Origin of the sequence: Bradyrhizobium sp. BR13661, from assembly GCF_029892425.1 — a bacterium.
Lineage (GTDB): Bacteria > Pseudomonadota > Alphaproteobacteria > Rhizobiales > Xanthobacteraceae > Bradyrhizobium.
In genome coordinates this window covers 33392-50267 of record NZ_JARXWB010000029.1, presented here as the reverse complement: position 1 = coordinate 50267, position 16876 = coordinate 33392, and the positions used below count along the sequence as shown (strand labels likewise).

The window sequence follows — 16876 nt, the reverse complement described above, 5'->3', positions numbered from 1 at the left end:
GGGGCGGGGCATGACGCAGTTCGAAGAAGTTCAGCTCAGTGCTTCGTCCAGGAACGCCTTCAGCTGAGCCTGATGCTTGGACATCAGGCCAGTCGCGGTCGCAGCGGAAGCGGCGCGGCCGACATAACGCGGACGCCGGCTCACGCCGTTCACCTGGTTCAGCACCCATTCCAGATAGGGCTCGATGAAGTGCCAGGCACCCATGTTGCGGGGCTCTTCCTGGCACCAGATCACTTCCGCCTTCTTGAAGCGGGACAGCTCGGCCACCAGCGCCTTCAGCGGCACCGGATAGAGCTGCTCGACACGCATCAGGTAGATGTCGTCGATGCCGCGCTTCTCGCGTTCCTCGTAGAGGTCGTAATAGACCTTGCCCGAGCACAGCACGATGCGGCGGATCTTCTCGTCCGGAACGAGCTTGATCGGCTCGTTCGGCAGCATCTGGGCGTCATCATAGAGGATGCGGTGGAAGGTCGTGCCCTTGGCGAGCTCCTCCAGACGCGAGACCGCCCGCTTGTGACGCAGCAGCGACTTCGGCGTCATCAGGATCAGCGGCTTGCGGATCTCACGATGCAGCTGGCGGCGCAGCACGTGGAAGTAGTTCGCCGGCGTCGTCGGATAGACCACCTGCATGTTGTCTTCGGCGGACATCTGCAGGTAGCGCTCCAGACGCGCCGAGGAATGCTCGGGTCCCTGGCCCTCATAGCCGTGCGGCAGCAAGCAGACGAGACCGGACATGCGCAGCCATTTGCGTTCGCCCGAGGAGATGAATTGGTCGAACACGACCTGCGCACCGTTGGCGAAGTCGCCGAACTGGGCTTCCCACAAGGTCAGCGTGTTCGGTTCGGCGAGCGAGTAACCGTATTCGAAGCCGAGCACGGCTTCTTCCGACAGCAGCGAGTTGATGACCTCGTAATGGCCCTGCTCGCTGCCGAGATGGTTGAACGGCGTGTAGCGGCTCTCGTCCTCCTGGTCGATCAGGACCGAGTGGCGCTGCGAGAAGGTGCCGCGCTCGGAGTCCTGTCCGGACAGACGGACGTGATGGTTTTCAGCGAGCAGCGTGCAGAACGCCAGCGCCTCACCGGTCGCCCAGTCGATGCCGGCGCCAGTGTCGATCGCCTTCGCGCGGTTGTCGAGGAAGCGCTGGATGGTGCGGTGGACGCGAAAACCGTCCGGCACCTTGGTGATCTTGCGGCCGATGTCCTTCAGCTCGGCGACGTCGACGCCGGTGACGCCGCGACGCGCATCCTCTTCCTGGTCGGCGATCTTGAAGCCCGCCCACTTGCCATCGAGCCAGTCGGCCTTGTTCGGCTTGTAGCTGGTGCCGGCCTCGAACTCGGCATCGAGACGCGCGCGCCAGTCGGCCTTCAGCTTGTCGACCTCACCCTCGGTGACGACGCCTTCGGCGATCAGGCGCTTGGAATAGAGCGTGAGGGTCGAGGGATGGGCCGCAATCCGCTTGTACATTACCGGCTGGGTGAAGGCCGGCTCGTCGCCCTCATTGTGGCCGTAGCGGCGATAGCACCACATGTCGATGACGACGGGCTTGTGGAACTTCTGCCGGAATTCGGTCGCGACCTTCGCGGCGAACACCACCGCTTCCGGATCGTCGCCGTTCACGTGGAAGATCGGCGCGTCGATCATCTTCGCCACGTCGGACGGATAGGGCGAGGAGCGCGAGTAGCGCGGATAGGTGGTGAAGCCGATCTGGTTGTTGACGATGAAGTGCACGGAGCCGCCGGTGCGGTAGCCCTTCAGGTCCGACAGACCGAAGCATTCCGCGACCACGCCCTGGCCCGCGAACGCCGCGTCGCCATGCATGAGCAGCGGCATCACCGAGATGCGCTGGTCCGGCGGATCGCCATGCTGGTCCTGCTTGGCGCGAACCTTGCCGAGCACGACGGGATCGACGATCTCGAGATGCGAGGGGTTGGCGGTCAGCGACAGATGGATGCGGTTGCCGTCGAACTCGCGGTCCGAGGAGGCGCCGAGGTGGTACTTGACGTCGCCGGAGCCTTCGACGGCATCAGGGTTGGCCGAGCCGCCCTTGAACTCGTGAAACAGCGCGCGATGGGCCTTGCCCATCACCTGCGTCAGCACATTGAGGCGGCCGCGATGCGGCATGCCGACCACGATTTCCTTCACGCCGAGATTGCCACCGCGCTTGATGATCTGCTCGAGCGCGGGGATCAGCGCTTCACCGCCGTCGAGGCCGAAACGCTTGGTGCCGGTAAACTTGGTGTCGCAGAACTTTTCGAAGCCTTCGGCCTCGACCAGCTTCATCAGGATGGCGCGGCGGCCTTCGCGGGTGAACGAGATTTCCTTGTCCGGGCCCTCGATGCGCTCCTGGATCCACGCCTTCTGCGCGGCATTGCTGATATGCATGAACTCGACGCCGAGCGTCTGGCAGTAGGTGCGCTCGCAGATCGCGGTGATCTCGCGCAGGCTGCCATATTCGAGGCCGAGCACGTGATCGAGGAAGATTTTTCGGTCGAAATCGGCTTCGCTGAAGCCGTAGGTGCGCGGGTCGAGCTCTTCACGGTTGCGCTGGGCTTCGATGCCGAGCGGATCGAGCTTGGCGTGGAAGTGGCCGCGCATGCGGTAGGAGCGGATCAGCATCAACGCACGGACGGAATCGCGCGTGGCCTGGAGCAGGTCGGCGGAGGAGATGTCGGCTCCCTTGGCTTGCGCCTTGGCCGCAATCTTGGTGCCGACCGCCTTCTCGACTTCGGCCCAGTTGCCGTCGAGCGCCGAGGTCAGGTCGTCCTTCGGGGTCAACGGCCAGTTATCGCGCTCCCAGGACGGGCCCTCGGCGTTCTTCCGGACGTCAGCGGGCTGGTCGTTGAGGCTCTTGAAGAACTCCTGCCACTCGGCGTCGACCGAGGACGGGTCCTTCTCGTAGCGGGCGTAGATTTCGTCGATATAGGTGGCGTTGGTGCCCTGCAAAAACGAAGAAAGGGCAAAGGCTGCGTTCGCGTCCTGGCGAGACATACTGGGTTCCTGGCGATTTCGGTTCGCGCATAACAAACGGCGCTGGCGTCGGGCTCCCCGGCAGAGGCCCGACGCGATTGGCACCATTTACCCTATTTGCCGCGAAACTTCGCCCGGAAAAGCACGAAGAAGTGAATTACGCCTTCAACTTTTCGGCAAGCGTATGGCCGAGGCGCGCCGGCGACGGGGACACTGTAATCCCAGCGGATTTCATCGCCTCGGTCTTGGAACCGGCGTCGCCCTTGCCACCCGAGATGATCGCGCCGGCATGGCCCATGCGGCGGCCGGGAGGTGCGGTGACGCCGGCGATGAAACCGACCATCGGCTTCTTGCGGCCGCGGTTGGCTTCGTCCTTGAGGAACTGGGCGGCGTCCTCCTCGGCGGAACCGCCGATCTCGCCGATCATGATGATCGACTCGGTCTTGGGGTCGGCCAGCAGCATTTCCAGCACGTCGATGAACTCGGTGCCCTTGACCGGGTCGCCGCCGATGCCGACCGCGGTGGTCTGGCCGAGGCCTTCCTGGGAGGTCTGGAACACGGCTTCATAGGTCAGCGTGCCGGACCGGGAGACGATGCCGACCGAGCCGGTCTTGAAGATGTTGGCGGGCATGATGCCGATCTTGCACTCGCCGGCGGTCATGACGCCCGGGCAGTTCGGTCCGATCAGGCGCGACTTGGAAGCGGCGAGCGAACGCTTCACGCGCACCATGTCGAGGACGGGAATGCCCTCGGTGATGCAGACGATCAGCGGGATCTCGGCGTCGATGGCTTCGCAGATCGCATCCGCCGCGCCCGGCGGCGGCACGTAGATCACCGACGCGTCGGCGCCGGTCTTCTCGCGCGCCTCACGGACGGTGTCGAACACCGGCAGGTTCAGATGGGTCGAACCGCCTTTGCCGGGCGAGGTGCCGCCGACCATCTTGGTGCCGTAGGCAATGGCGGCCTCCGAGTGGAAGGTGCCGTTCTTGCCGGTAAAACCCTGGCAGATGACCTTGGTGTTCTTGTCGATCAGGATGGACATGAGGTCTGCTTTCGCGAACTAGCTAGTGAGAGGTCAGTGGATGCGGCGGTAGACGCCGGTGAGCACGTCAGCCCAGCCTTCCGCGTCCGGAGAAAACTGGATCTTCAACGAGTAGGAGGCGTCGTCGATGATCTCGTAGACGTGGCGCGCATTGCCGCGGAGCGAGCCGCGCACCAGCGTGAGCGTGTTGCCGACCCACCCGCCGGAGGCGGGCGAGGGCGGCGTGTAGCCGAGCGAATCGTACCAGAACAATTTGTAGGTCCGGTCCTCGCGATCGTAGGTGAAGAGGCCGTGGGTGGCGAAGACCTGCTTGCCGTCGCGCATCTGGACCGAGTCCTGGATCAGATAGAACCCGTTGAGATCCATGCGCGCGACGGTGCGCGAGGTGGCCGGCCCGCCCGCAGTCCAGCGCGACGGGAAGACCATCTCTTCACCATTCCATTCGCCGGCGAACGCGGCGAGGCGCGCATGCTCTGCAAGTGGGGATGATGCGGCGAGATGGTCCTGGGCCATGGCCTTAGCCTCCCTTGACGGCCTTCACGATCTTCTGCGCGGCGTCATCGAGATTGTCGGCCGGCACCACGTTCAGACCGGATTCACGGATGATCTTCTTGCCGAGCTCGACATTGGTGCCCTCGAGACGGACCACCAGCGGCACGCTGAGGCCGACTTCACGAACCGCAGCCGTGACGCCTTCGGCGATCACGTCGCACTTCATGATACCACCGAAGATGTTGACCAGGATGCCCTTCACGTTGGGATCCGCGGTGATGATCTTGAACGCGGCCGCGACCTTCTCCTTGCTGGCGCTGCCGCCGACGTCGAGGAAGTTCGCCGGCGCCATGCCGTAGAGCTTGATGATGTCCATCGTCGCCATGGCAAGACCGGCGCCGTTGACCATGCAGCCGATATTGCCGTCGAGGGTGACGTAGTTGAGGTCGTACTTCGACGCCTCGATTTCCTTTGCGTCTTCCTCAGTCTCGTCGCGCAGCGTGAGCACCTCGGGGTGACGGAACAGGGCGTTGTCGTCGAACGACACCTTGGCGTCGAGCACGCGGAGCTGGCCCTGCTTGGTCACGACCAGCGGGTTGATCTCCAGCATCGACATGTCCTTGGCGACGAAGGCCGCAAAGAGCTGCGCGGTGAGTTTTTCAGCCTGCTTGGCGAGATCACCTGATAGCTTCAGCGCGTTGGCGACGGTGCGGCCGTGATGGCCCATGATGCCGGTCGCGGGATCGACCGAGAAGGTCACGATTTTCTCAGGCGTGTTGTGCGCGACGTCCTCGATGTTGACGCCGCCTTCGGTCGAGACGACGAAGGAGACGCGCGAGGTCTCGCGGTCGACCAGGATCGAGAGATAGAACTCCTTGTCGATGTCGGAGCCGTCCTCGATGTAGAGGCGGTTGACCTGCTTGCCGGCGGGGCCGGTCTGGATGGTCACCAGCGTGGCGCCGAGCATCTGCTTGGCGAATTCGGCGACCTCCGCGGGCGACTTGGCGATGCGGACACCGCCCTTGTCGCCGGCCGAGGCTTCCTTGAACTTGCCCTTGCCGCGGCCGCCGGCATGGATCTGGCTCTTCACCACATAGACCGGACCCGGCAGCGCCTTGGCGGCGGCGTCAGCGTCGCTCGCCTTGAGGACCGGTACGCCCTTGGAGATCGGCACGCCGAACTCGCCCAGCAGCGCTTTGGCCTGATATTCATGGATATTCATATGGTCGCTCCCTGAACCCGCGGGCGGTGACCCCTCAGGGCCCACCTCAGTCTTGTGGCTGGCATACCATATACCACAGGAACTGCAACCCGGATTCGTTGACATCGAGATCTTGGACCCGGAACCCGCCCCGGTCAGCCGGGGTCCGGAAATGAAACCGCCGAAGACCGGGTTTCGATCTTCGGCGGGGATTGCTTGCCTTAGCGGCCGAGAAGATCGGGTGCGATCTTCTTGCAGGCGTCGACCAGGCCCTGCACCGCGCCGACCGACTTGTCGAAGGCCTCGCGGTCCTTGCCGGCGAGCTCGATCTCGACGACGCGCTCGACGCCCTTGGAGCCGATCACGACGGGCACGCCGACATACATGTCCTTCACGCCGTATTCGCCGTTGAGGTAGGCGGCCGACGGCAGCACGCGCTTCTTGTCACGCAGATAGCTCTCGGCCATTGCGATCGCCGAGGCAGCCGGGGCGTAGAAGGCGGAGCCGGTCTTGAGCAGGTTGACGATCTCGGCGCCGCCGTTGCGGGTGCGATCGACGATCTCGTCGAGGCGCGCCTGCGAGGTCCAGCCCATCTTGACGAGGTCGGGCAGCGGGATGCCGGCGACGGTCGAGTACTTCACCAGCGGCACCATGGTGTCGCCATGGCCGCCCAGCACGAAGGCGGTGACGTCCTCGACGGAGACGTTGAACTCGTCGGCCAGGAAGTAGCGGAAGCGGGCGGAGTCGAGCACGCCGGCCATGCCGACGACCTTCTTGTGCGGCAGGCCGGAGGCCTTCTGCAGCGCCCAGACCATCGCGTCGAGCGGGTTGGTGATGCAGATGACGAAGGCGTCGGGGGCGTACTTCTTGATGCCGGCACCGACCTGCTCCATGACCTTGAGGTTGATGGAGAGGAGGTCGTCGCGGCTCATGCCGGGCTTGCGCGGCACGCCGGCGGTGACGATGCAGACCTTGGCGTTGTCGAGAGCCTCGTAGGAGTTGGCGCCGGTATAGTGCGCGTCGAAACCGTCGACCGGCGAGGACTGCGCGATGTCGAGCGCCTTGCCCTGCGGCACGCCCTCGGCGATGTCGAACATCACGACGTCGCCCAGTTCTTTCAGCCCGATGAGGTGAGCCAGCGTTCCGCCGATCTGGCCGGAGCCAATCAAAGCAATCTTGTCGCGCGCCATGTGAACCTGTCCTTTAGACACGTGAGGAGGGAAAACTGATGGGTGGTTATCCCTTTCGCTTCCCCCGTTCAAGTCGGTGGATGCCCAATTGTCGGGCTTGACGAGAAAGCAGCCAGCATACCCGCTCCGTCATTCCGGGATGCGCCGGCAGGCGCAGGCCCGGAATCCATCGGGCGGCAGAGTTGGTGGCGCGATGGATTCCGGGCTCGCGCTCCGCGCGCCCCGGAATGACGGGCAGAGATAGGACTTAAGTCTCGACCAGGCCTTTGGTCGAGCCGCTGGCGGTGGAATCCTTGCGGCCGTGAGGCAGCGCCAGATAGGATTCCGAACTCATCTCGATCAGGCGCGACGAGGTCCGCTTGAACTCCATCGCCTCGGTGCCCTCATGGGCGAGGTACAGCGAGATAGGGTTGGCATCGGCCGAGGCCATCAGCTTCACGGCATTGTCATAGAGCGTGTCGATCAGCGTGATGAAGCGCTTGGCGGCGTTGCGCTGGGAGAAGTCCATCACTGGAATATGGTCGACCAGGATGGTGTGATAGTCGTGCGCCAGCCTGAGGTAATCGGATGCACCAAGCGGCTTCTCGCAGAGATCGGCAAAGCCGAAGCGCGCGACACCATGGGCCGAGCACGGCACGTGCAGGGTGCGCCCCTTGATCTGGATGTCGCGCGACTTGCACTTGGCGTTGCCGGTCATCTTCACCCAGGCCTTGTTGAGCGCAGCGTCGGCATCGCCATCCGCAGGCGTCAACCACATCGGTACGCCCTGAAGTTTTTCCAGCCGGAAGTCGGTGCGCGCATCGAGACGCGAGACGTCCATGTGGTCGGTGATCTGCTTGATGAAGGGCAGGAACAGCGCGCGGTTCAAACCGCCCTTGTAGAGATCGTCGGGCGCGACGTTGGAGGTTGCGACCACGACGGTGCCAAGCTCGAACAGCTTTGCGAACAGGCGGCCGAGGATCATCGCGTCGGCAATGTCGGTGACGTGGAATTCGTCGAAGCAGAGCAGCCAGCTCTCCTCGAAGATCGCATGCGCCGTCAGCGCGATGACATCGCCATCCGGAATCTGTCCGCGGGCAATGCCCTGGCGATAGTCGTAGATGCGCTCATGCACATCGGCCATGAATTCGTGGAAATGCGCGCGGCGCTTGTGCTCGACATTGGAGTGCTGGAAGAACAGGTCCATCAGCATGGTCTTGCCGCGGCCGACCTCGCCGTGGATGTAGAGTCCGCGCGGCGCCTCATCCTTGTCGCCGCTGAACAGGCGGGCGAGCAGGCCCTGCTTGCGCTTGGGGCTGTAGTTGGCGAGCCGCAAATCGAGCGCCGCATAGGCCTCGGCCACTTCGGCCTGCGCAGCATCGGGCTCGATCGCGCCGGAGGCGATCTGGGCTTGGTAGGCTTCGCTGAAGGAGGAATTTGGGGTGGAGAGCATCGCCCTTTACCGCCAGAGACCGGCGGAAATTGCAAGCCGTCAATTGGTGGACGGGCTATGCGTTCCGTGTCCCCGGACGCGCCGCAGCGTGTAACGCTGCTGCGCAGAGCCGGGACCCACTGTTTCGTACATCACCATCGTGGAGAGATGGGTCCCGGCTCTGCAGCGCAACGCTTCGCGCTGCGCAGCGTCCGGGACACGAGAACCAGGCTACTCACACAGCTCGTACGCGTCCTCGACCACGTACGGGCCGCCGCCGGTCGACGCGCGCGACGAGAACAGGACGAAACGCTCCGCCATGAAGGCTTTGCTCGGGAAGTAGCCGCGGATCGAGAGGTAGTCGGCGACATCGCGGTCGGTGGCGTCATACAGCCGGGCCAGCGTGACATGCGGAATGAATTTGCGGCCTTCCGGATCAAGGCCGATCCGCTGCATCATGCGTTCGAGCTCGGCCTGCAAATCCATCAGCGGCTTGCTCGGCGCGATGGTGGCGACCACCGCGCGCGGCTTGCGGCCGCCGAAGCTCTGCAACCCCTGCACCTTCACCTCGAACGGCTTGCGATCGACGCGAAACAGCATCGATGCGATCTCGTTGGCGGAGGCGCCATCGATGTTGCCGATGAAGCGTAACGTGACGTGATAATTTTCGGGATCGATCCACCGGGCGCCGGGAAGGCCGCCCCTCAAGTTGGAAAGCGACTGGCCGATCTCGGCCGGAATTTCCAGACCAGTGAACAAACGCGGCATCGTTTCGCACTCCCGATGCTTGGGTACAGTCCTCGAGAAAGGACCCTATCCAAATTAGAGCCGGCGTCGAATCACCGGTACTCTGATTCCTATCGCAGTTGTGTGACTCTGCGAAGCGTGCCCAAAGCTACACCGGGAAAACCCCGGTTGTTAGGGTTAGCATTGCCTGCTTTTCAACGGCGTTGCTCGCCGATCGTGCGCACGAATGCCTCCACCGTGGGCAGCATCCTGCCAACGACGATGTCGACGCCTTCAGCGGTCGGATGAATGCCGTCGGCCTGGTTGAGCCTGGCGTCGGCGGCGACGCCGTCGAGGAAGAACGGATAGAGCGGGACATCGAACTGTTTCGCCAGATCCGGATAAATCGAATTGAAGCGCGCGCCATAGTCCGCGCCGAAATTCGGCGGCGCCAGCATGCCACACAGCATCACGGCGATCTTGCGCGCCTTGAGACGTTGAACGATGTCGGTCAGCGCCGCCCGCGTCAAGTCGGGGTCGATGCCGCGCATCGCATCGTTGGCGCCGAGCTCGATGATGACGCCCTCGGTTCCGTCGGACACCGACCAGTCGAGCCGGTCGCGGCCGCCGGACGAGGTGTCGCCCGACACCCCGGCGTTGATCATATCGGCCTCTATACCTTTGGTTTGCAAGGCTTTTTGGAGTTTCGCGGGAAACGCGTCCTGAGCCGGGAGGCCAAGACCCGCACTCAAGCTATCGCCCAGAACGACAAGCTTGATCGGCTTCGTCGCCTGCGCCCACGCCGGATTTACGACCGTCATCAAAGCGAGCATCAACACGGCTATGTGCATGAACATTCCGTAACGCCTCTCGACCGCGCGTGCGGAGTTGCCATATGACCGGACCATGGACATCAGCATCTCTCCCTCTTCGCTCGCCGGCACCACGCCGGACACCATCGCCATCTCCAACGTCAATCTCTCCTTGGGGTCGGGGGCGGCACGCGTTCACATCCTCAAGGATATCAGCTTGCGCATCGGCTCGGGCGAGACGATCGGCCTGATCGGCCCGTCAGGTTCGGGCAAATCCACGCTGCTGATGGTCATGGCGGGGCTGGAGCGTCCTGATAGTGGAGAGGTGGTGGTGTCAGGCACGCCTTTCAATGCCCTCGACGAGGACGCGCTCGCGCGCTTCCGCGGCCGCCAGGTCGGCATCGTGTTCCAGTCCTTCCATCTGATCCCGACCATGACCGCGCTGGAGAATGTCGCGGTGCCGCTCGAGCTCGCCGGCAACCCCGATGCCAACAAGCGCGCGGCTGAAGAGCTGCAATCGGTCGGGCTCGGCGATCGCCTGCATCATTATCCGACGCAGCTCTCCGGCGGCGAGCAGCAGCGCGTTGCGCTCGCGCGCGCGCTGGCACCCGATCCCGCCATCCTCGTCGCCGACGAGCCGACCGGCAATCTCGACGAGACCACGGGAAAACAGATCGTCGACCTGCTCTTCACCAAGCATGCCGAGCGCGGCATGACGCTGGTGCTGGTGACGCACGATTCCTCGCTCGCGCATCGCTGCGATCGCGTCATCCGCCTGCGCTCCGGGCGCATCGACACGCAGACGACCAACGCATGAGCCTCGCTGTCGAACCGTTTGCCAAGCCTCACTTTGCCAAGCCTCACTTTGCAAAGCCGAACGGCATCGCGCTGTCGCTCCGTTACGCTTTGCGCGAATTGCGCGGCGGCCTGCGCGGCTTCTACGTCTTCATCGCCTGCATCGCACTCGGCGTGATGGCGATTTCCGGCGTCGGCTCAGTGTCGGCGAGCTTGAGCGAGGGTCTTGCGCGCGAAGGTCGCACGCTGCTCGGCGGCGACGTCTCCTTCGTGCTGTTCCAGCGCGAGGCGAAGCCGGAGGAAGTCACCTTCCTGCGTTCGCGCGGCACCGTCTCCGTGGCCTCGACCCTGCGCGGCATGGCGCGCTCGGCCGAGGGCAAGCTGGCACTGGTCGAGATGAAGGCGGTCGACGACACCTATCCGATGCTGGGACAGTTGACGCTGGCGCCGCCGCTGCCGATGTCCGATCTGGTCGCGGAGCGTGACGGTGCCTTCGGCGCGGCTGCCGATCCGACGCTGCTGGCGCGGCTGTCGCTGAAGATCGGCGACCGTGTCACCATTGGCTCTGCGACCTTCCAGATCCGCAGCTCCGTCGAGGCCGAGCCCGACAAGCTCGCCGGCGGCCTCGGTTTCGGCCCGCGCTTCCTGATCAGCGAGGCGGCCTTGCGTGCCACCGGTCTCATTCAGCCCGGCAGCCTGGTGCGCTGGGTCTATCGCGTGAAGCTGCCCGACACCGCCAATAGCGACCGCGCCACCGACGCCTTCATTGCGGATGCGCGCGACGCCGCGCCGCAGGCCGGCTGGGAGGTCCGCAGCCGCTCCAACGCCTCGCCGCAGCTCGAGCGCAATATCAGCCGCTTCACGCAGTTCCTGACGCTGGTCGGCCTCGCCGCGCTTCTGGTCGGCGGCGTCGGAGTCGCCAATGCCGTGAAGAGCCATATCGACCGCCGGCTCGAGGTGATCGCGGCCTTCAAGGCCGTCGGCGCCACGGGGCGCGACGTGTTCGGCATTTATCTCGCGCAAGTCGTCCTGCTCGCCGCGATCGGATCGGTGATTGGCCTCGCGCTCGGCGCGGCGATGCCGTTCGCCATCGTCGGCGTCTTCGGCAAGCTGCTGCCGCTGCCGGTGGTGCCGGCCGTGCATGCCGACGAGCTCGCGCTGTCCTTCCTCTATGGCCTGCTCACCGCGCTCGCTTTCGGCCTGTGGCCGCTCGGGCGCGTGCATGACGTGCCGGTGGCGGCATTGTTCCGCGACACCGTAGCTGCCGAATGGCACCGGCCGCGCGTGGGCTATCTCGCCTTCATGGGCGTCGTCGTCGCTTTGCTGGTCGCCGTCGTGATCGGCCTGTCCTTCGACAAGCGCATTGCCGCGGTGTTCGTCGCCTCCTCCGTCGTCGTGTTCGCGGTGCTGCGCGGCGTTGCCGCCGTGCTGATGGCCATCGCGCGAAAGCTGCCGCGCACGCGCTTCACCATGCTGCGGCTGGCGATCGCCAACATCCACCGGCCGGGCGCGCTGACACCGTCCGTCGTGCTCTCGCTCGGCCTGGGCCTCGCCGTGCTCGTCACCATCACCCAGATCGACGGCAATCTGCGCCGGCAGTTTCTCGCCGCGCTGCCCGACCGGGCGCCGTCGTTCTATTTCATCGACATTCCGAGCACGCAGGCCGCGCCCTTCGACGATTATCTGCGCCAGATCGCCCCTGGCGCGAAGATCGAGGACGTGCCGATGCTGCGCGGGCGTATCGTCGCCGCCCGCGGCGTTCGCGCCGAGGACCTCAAGCCATCAACCGATTCCGAATGGGTCCTGCAGAGCGACCGCGGCCTGACCTATACCGGCGAATTGCCCAAGGGATCCAAGGTGGTCGAGGGCGAATGGTGGGGCGCCGATTATTCCGGCCCGCCGCAGGTGTCGATGGAAAAGAAAATCGCCGACGGGCTTGGCTTGAAGCTCGGCGACGAGGTCGTGGTCAACGTGCTCGGCCGCGACATCCCGGCGAAAATCGGCAATCTGCGCACCATCGACTGGCAGGGGCTCGGCATCAATTTCGTGCTGGTGTTCTCGCCGAACGCGTTCAAGGGCGCGCCGCACACCCATATCGCAACGCTAACCGAGGCTGGCGGTGATGCAACCGGCGACGGCAAGATCATCAAGCAGGTCGCGGACGCTTACCCAATGGTGACGAGTGTGCGCGTGCGCGAGGTGATGGAGACGGTCGGTGCGGTGGTGACCAATCTCGCGCTCGCCATTCGCGGCGCCAGTGCCGTGACGCTGATCTCGGCAATCCTGGTGCTGGGCGGCGCGCTCGCCGCCGGTCATCGCCACCGGGTCTATGATGCGGTGATCCTGAAGACGCTCGGCGCGACACGGCTGCGGCTGCTCGGCGCCTATGCACTCGAGTACCTGCTGATCGGCCTTGCCACTGCCGTGTTCGGCGTGATCGCCGGCAGCATCGCAGCCTGGATGATCGTGACGCGGCTGATGACGCTGACTTTCGTCTGGCAAGCCGGCAGCGCAGCCGGCGTGGTTGCGGCCGCCCTGGTCGTCACCGTCGGGCTCGGGCTCGCCGGCACGCTGCTGGCGTTGAACAAAAAGCCCGCCACGGTGTTGCGGAATTTGTGACAAAAGGTAGCGGTTGATAGCGCCGGACCGGAATCGCGGGATTTCCGGGATTAACCACGTTTATTTGTCAGGCTCGCGTCAGGAATGTGCGACAAGGGCGACATTCAGCCGCGCGTGGACCGTTGCACCGAATGTGTTAGTTTCCCACATATCGGATGGGTTCGGAGCCCCGATTGTTATGCAAATTTAATGTCGGCAGACGTCGGTATCCGAGATAGAATTTGACGAACCGGCGGCATGGCGACCCTCATGCCGGACCGGACCAACCAACGGGAATTCGACCATGTCGGACCTAGACCGCAATTACGCTTCTCCTTTCGGCAGGGCCGCCGGGCGTGTTGACGCCGCGACGGTCGACGCCGGTCTGCGCGCCTACATGCTGCGCATCTACAATTACATGAGCATTGGCCTGGCCATCACCGGCCTGGCCGCACTCGGTGTCTACATGGCTGCCGTCACTGACGTTCCGACCCCGGAAGCCGTCCGCGTCGGCAAGCTGTTCCTGACTCCGTTCGGCTATGCGATGTTCGTGAGCCCGCTGAAATATCTGTTCATGCTGGCACCTCTCGCCATGGTGTTCGTGATCTCGGCCGGCATCAACCGTCTGGCACCCTCGACCGCCCAGATCCTGTTCTGGGTGTTCTCGGCGCTGATGGGCATCTCGCTGTCGACCATCTTCCTGGTCTACACGCATGACTCGATCGTGCGGGTGTTTTTCATCACTGCAGCGACCTTCGGCGCGCTGAGCCTCTACGGCTACACCACCAAGCGCGACATGAGCGGCATGGGCTCGTTCCTGTTCATGGGCCTGATCGGCATCATCATCGCAAGCCTGGTGAACCTGTTCCTGGCAAGCTCGGTGCTGCAGTTCGTGGTGTCCGTGGTCGGTGTTCTCGTGTTCGCGGGCCTCACCGCTTGGGATACCCAGCGCCTGAAGAACGACTACATCTACGGCTACGCTTCGGCCGGCGGTGACATCGCAGAGCGTGCGGCGATCTCGGGTGCGCTCTCGCTCTACCTGAACTTCATCAACCTTTTCACGCTGCTGCTGCAGCTCCTCGGCCAGCGCGACTAAGCGCCAGACCAGAGGAAACGGACACGAACCCCGGCCGCGAGGCCGGGGTTTTTGCTTTCAAGGGGTATCCGTCCCGGGCTTGTCCCGGGCATCCACGAACTTTGCAACTACATATGCGCAAGAACGTGGATGGCCGGGACAAGCCCGGCCATGACGCATGCGGAAATGGCGTTGCTCGCAACAAGGTCCCTGCTAATCTTCTCCCCTATGTCCGCACCCGAAATCAGGCCCACGACCGCGGCCGACCTTCCCGCCATCACCGCCATCTACCAGCAGGCTGTCCGCGAGGGCACCGCGACGTTCGAGCTGGATCCGCCCGATCTCGCCGAGATGACGCGCCGCTACCGCGCTCTCGTCGACGGTGGTTTCCCCTATTTCGTCGCGATCATCGACGGCCGCATCGCCGGCTATGCCTATGCCGGGGCCTACCGGCCGCGGCCGGCTTACCGCTTCACGGTCGAGAACTCGATCTATCTCGATCCCTCGTTCCACCGCCGCGGCATCGGCTCGTTATTGCTGGAGCGGTTAATCAGCGAATGCGAGGCGCGCGGCTACCGGCAGATGATCGCGGTCATCGGCGATTCCGCCAATGCCGGCTCGATCGGCGTGCACGCCAGGGGCGGCTTCAAGATGATCGGCACGCATCCGAATGTCGGCCTGAAATTCGGCCGCTGGCTGGATACGGTGATGATGCAGCGCGACCTTGGCGAGGGCGCGAAGAGCGTGCCTGCGAAGTAATCGCCGCTAAACCACCGCCAGCTTCCTGTCGATCACCAGCAGCACGCGCTCGAGCTCGTGGCCGCGGCGCAGGATCAGGCCGGTCGCGGAGATCACGCTGTACATGCCTTGCTTGCGCGCTAATCGCGGATCTTTCTCGATGCGATAGATCGGCACTTCCGAGGCGCGGCGATAGACCGAGAACACCGCGCGGTCTTTCAGGAAGTCGATCGCATAATCGCGCCATTCGCCGTCGGCGACCATGCGGCCATAGAGATTGAGAATTCGGTGCAGCTCGAGCCGGTTGAAGGTCACCCGGCCGGGCTGTGCATTCGCAGCGGCGGGGCGCGCCGCCGCGCGCTGCTCGCTCGGATCGGCATCCTCCGACGTCAAACTCATGGGGCGCCTCCTCTTCGCATCAAGCATGACCCCCGTCCGCGAAGACCGTCCCCGGAGCCGCGGATCATGACATCTGTATGATTGCGCCAACTGTTCCCCGCTGCAAGAGGCTCGTCACGGAGCCCTGGAGGACTCTGGGCCGCCTTGCCAATCGGATCCGATTCATGACACACGCAACGGTGGAACTTCTCAGCGGCAATCCGTCACGGGATCGTTAGCAGGAATCACAGGATCGCCGCTTTTCCGCCCACCGCGTGCCGCCCTGCATTGCGAAAAGATGTGTGTGCGTTGACCCGGTCCTTTCGGTTCCGGATTCCTCAGCCCCCAGCCCCCCGGGGTCGAACAGGATCGGGTCTGTACGCATGACAAGGAGGGCCAACGCGAGTTGGTCCTTTTTTGTTTGTGTCGGGGTGTTTCTGGCGGCTGGACGAACGCCTCTCAGAACATCTGCGCGAAAACTCTCGCCCCTCATCCTGAGGGCCGCGCTCTTGGGCGCGGCGTCTCGAAGGATGCGAGGCCGAGCTACGCACCAGCGGGGCCTGCATGGTTCGAGACGCGCGCAAGGGCACGCTCCTCACCATGAGGAGTTAGAGCGAGTACGACGCCTATAGAGAGAAAAACGAATTAGTGCAGCGACGTGTACGCCGCGCCCAGCATTGGACCGGGCTTCTCGCGGCTGCCGTCCTGGACATAGACCACCGCGCCGTCGACGCCCTCGCGCGAGGTCAGATTCTCGATCGGCACCGTCCAGGTTTCCTGACGTCCGTTCCAGTCGCCGACCTTGAGCAGATTGCGCACGACGTTGTGGTAGGTGATCTGCTGTCCACGGTTCTCGCCGCGGCTGATCTCGATCGGCACCGATTTCATGATGGAGCAGATCCAGACCTCGCCATGCGAGACCGCCGGCTCAGTGCTCGCGGCCACCGACACGTTGATCTGCTTGCCTGCGATCGACATCGTTACCGGCACGCTCATCACGCCCGTGCTCGTGTCGGTCTTGTCGATGGCGTTTTCGATGCCGGGCCGGTCGCTGCCGATGACATGCGCGGCGCCGTTGACCACGACTTGCGGCGTATAGATCTCGCGGTCACCGCGCATGCGCGAATAGGCGCGCTGCCGCGCCGAGAAGCGTGAGTCCGCCAGCGTGTCCTTCCAGCCGAGATAATCCCAATAGTCGATCGGCATGCTCAGCGCGATGATCGAGGGATCCTTGGCGAGGTCGCCGATGACCTTGTCGGCGGGCGGGCAGGAGGAGCAGCCCTGCGAGGTGAAGAGCTCGACCACGGCACGAGGATCGGCCTCAGCAGGACGGATAACGGCGACGATCGCGCAGATGCCGAGTGCTCCCGACCAGAGCGCCCCGGACCAGCGCGAAACGAAATTAGAAGCCATCAATGCAGTCATGTCGATCGTCACACATGGTAGCGCGT

General features: G+C 64.1%; 14 protein-coding genes. 4 read left to right on the top strand and 10 right to left on the bottom strand.

What is annotated here, in order from left to right; translation table 11 throughout:
- Positions 1–30: 30 nt before the first annotated feature.
- The 8 genes from M2427_RS33295 to M2427_RS33260 all read right to left on the bottom strand — a co-directional run bounded on the left by M2427_RS33295 (position 31) and on the right by M2427_RS33260 (position 9880).
- The gene (locus M2427_RS33295) at positions 31–2988 is read right to left on the bottom strand and encodes a 2-oxoglutarate dehydrogenase E1 component (RefSeq protein ID WP_280711048.1); all 2958 of its coding nucleotides are present in this window, start codon (positions 2986–2988) and stop codon (positions 31–33) included.
- 136 nt (positions 2989–3124) lie between these two features.
- Positions 3125–4009, bottom strand: coding sequence for a succinate--CoA ligase subunit alpha (gene sucD / locus M2427_RS33290; RefSeq protein WP_280711046.1), 885 nt, complete (start codon positions 4007–4009; stop codon positions 3125–3127).
- 33 nt (positions 4010–4042) lie between these two features.
- Positions 4043–4522 (bottom strand): DUF1579 family protein, encoded by a 480-nt coding sequence (locus M2427_RS33285; RefSeq protein ID WP_280711045.1) that lies wholly within the window; start codon positions 4520–4522, stop codon positions 4043–4045.
- 4 nt (positions 4523–4526) lie between these two features.
- Positions 4527–5723: an ADP-forming succinate--CoA ligase subunit beta gene (sucC, locus tag M2427_RS33280; protein WP_280711044.1), complete on the bottom strand. Its 1197-nt coding sequence runs from the start codon at positions 5721–5723 to the stop codon at positions 4527–4529.
- Between the two features lie 200 nt (positions 5724–5923).
- Positions 5924–6892: a malate dehydrogenase gene (mdh, locus tag M2427_RS33275; protein ID WP_008145224.1), complete on the bottom strand. Its 969-nt coding sequence runs from the start codon at positions 6890–6892 to the stop codon at positions 5924–5926.
- 247 nt (positions 6893–7139) lie between these two features.
- Positions 7140–8324, bottom strand: a complete 1185-nt coding sequence (gene zapE, locus M2427_RS33270) for a cell division protein ZapE (RefSeq protein WP_280711043.1) — start codon at positions 8322–8324, stop codon at positions 7140–7142.
- 210 nt (positions 8325–8534) lie between these two features.
- Entirely contained in the window at positions 8535–9071 is a 537-nt protein-coding gene (gene thpR / locus M2427_RS33265; protein WP_280711042.1) for an RNA 2',3'-cyclic phosphodiesterase, read from the bottom strand.
- 173 nt (positions 9072–9244) lie between these two features.
- Positions 9245–9880, bottom strand: a complete 636-nt coding sequence (locus M2427_RS33260) for an arylesterase (protein WP_280711098.1) — start codon at positions 9878–9880, stop codon at positions 9245–9247.
- 55 nt (positions 9881–9935) lie between these two features.
- Between M2427_RS33260 and M2427_RS33255 the strand changes: the two genes are divergently transcribed.
- From M2427_RS33255 to M2427_RS33240, 4 genes are all read left to right on the top strand, one after another.
- Positions 9936–10658: an ABC transporter ATP-binding protein gene (locus tag M2427_RS33255; protein WP_280711040.1), complete on the top strand. Its 723-nt coding sequence runs from the start codon at positions 9936–9938 to the stop codon at positions 10656–10658.
- Positions 10655–13255, top strand: a complete 2601-nt coding sequence (locus M2427_RS33250; RefSeq protein ID WP_280711039.1) for an FtsX-like permease family protein — start codon at positions 10655–10657, stop codon at positions 13253–13255. The genes M2427_RS33255 and M2427_RS33250 overlap by 4 nt, the downstream gene beginning before the upstream one ends.
- A gap of 283 nt (positions 13256–13538) precedes the next feature.
- Positions 13539–14330, top strand: coding sequence for a Bax inhibitor-1/YccA family protein (locus M2427_RS33245; RefSeq protein ID WP_280711037.1), 792 nt, complete (start codon positions 13539–13541; stop codon positions 14328–14330).
- Between the two features lie 207 nt (positions 14331–14537).
- On the top strand, positions 14538–15068 hold the full coding sequence (locus M2427_RS33240) for an N-acetyltransferase family protein (RefSeq protein WP_280711097.1): 531 nt from the start codon (positions 14538–14540) through the stop codon (positions 15066–15068).
- 6 nt (positions 15069–15074) lie between these two features.
- Here the strand turns inward: M2427_RS33240 and M2427_RS33235 are convergent, their stop codons facing one another.
- Together M2427_RS33235 and M2427_RS33230 are read right to left on the bottom strand one after the other, a co-directional pair.
- The gene (locus tag M2427_RS33235) at positions 15075–15446 is read right to left on the bottom strand and encodes a DUF2794 domain-containing protein (RefSeq protein ID WP_280711036.1); all 372 of its coding nucleotides are present in this window, start codon (positions 15444–15446) and stop codon (positions 15075–15077) included.
- Between the two features lie 624 nt (positions 15447–16070).
- Entirely contained in the window at positions 16071–16850 is a 780-nt protein-coding gene (locus M2427_RS33230; protein ID WP_280711035.1) for a DUF1223 domain-containing protein, read from the bottom strand.
- Positions 16851–16876: the final 26 nt, after the last annotated feature.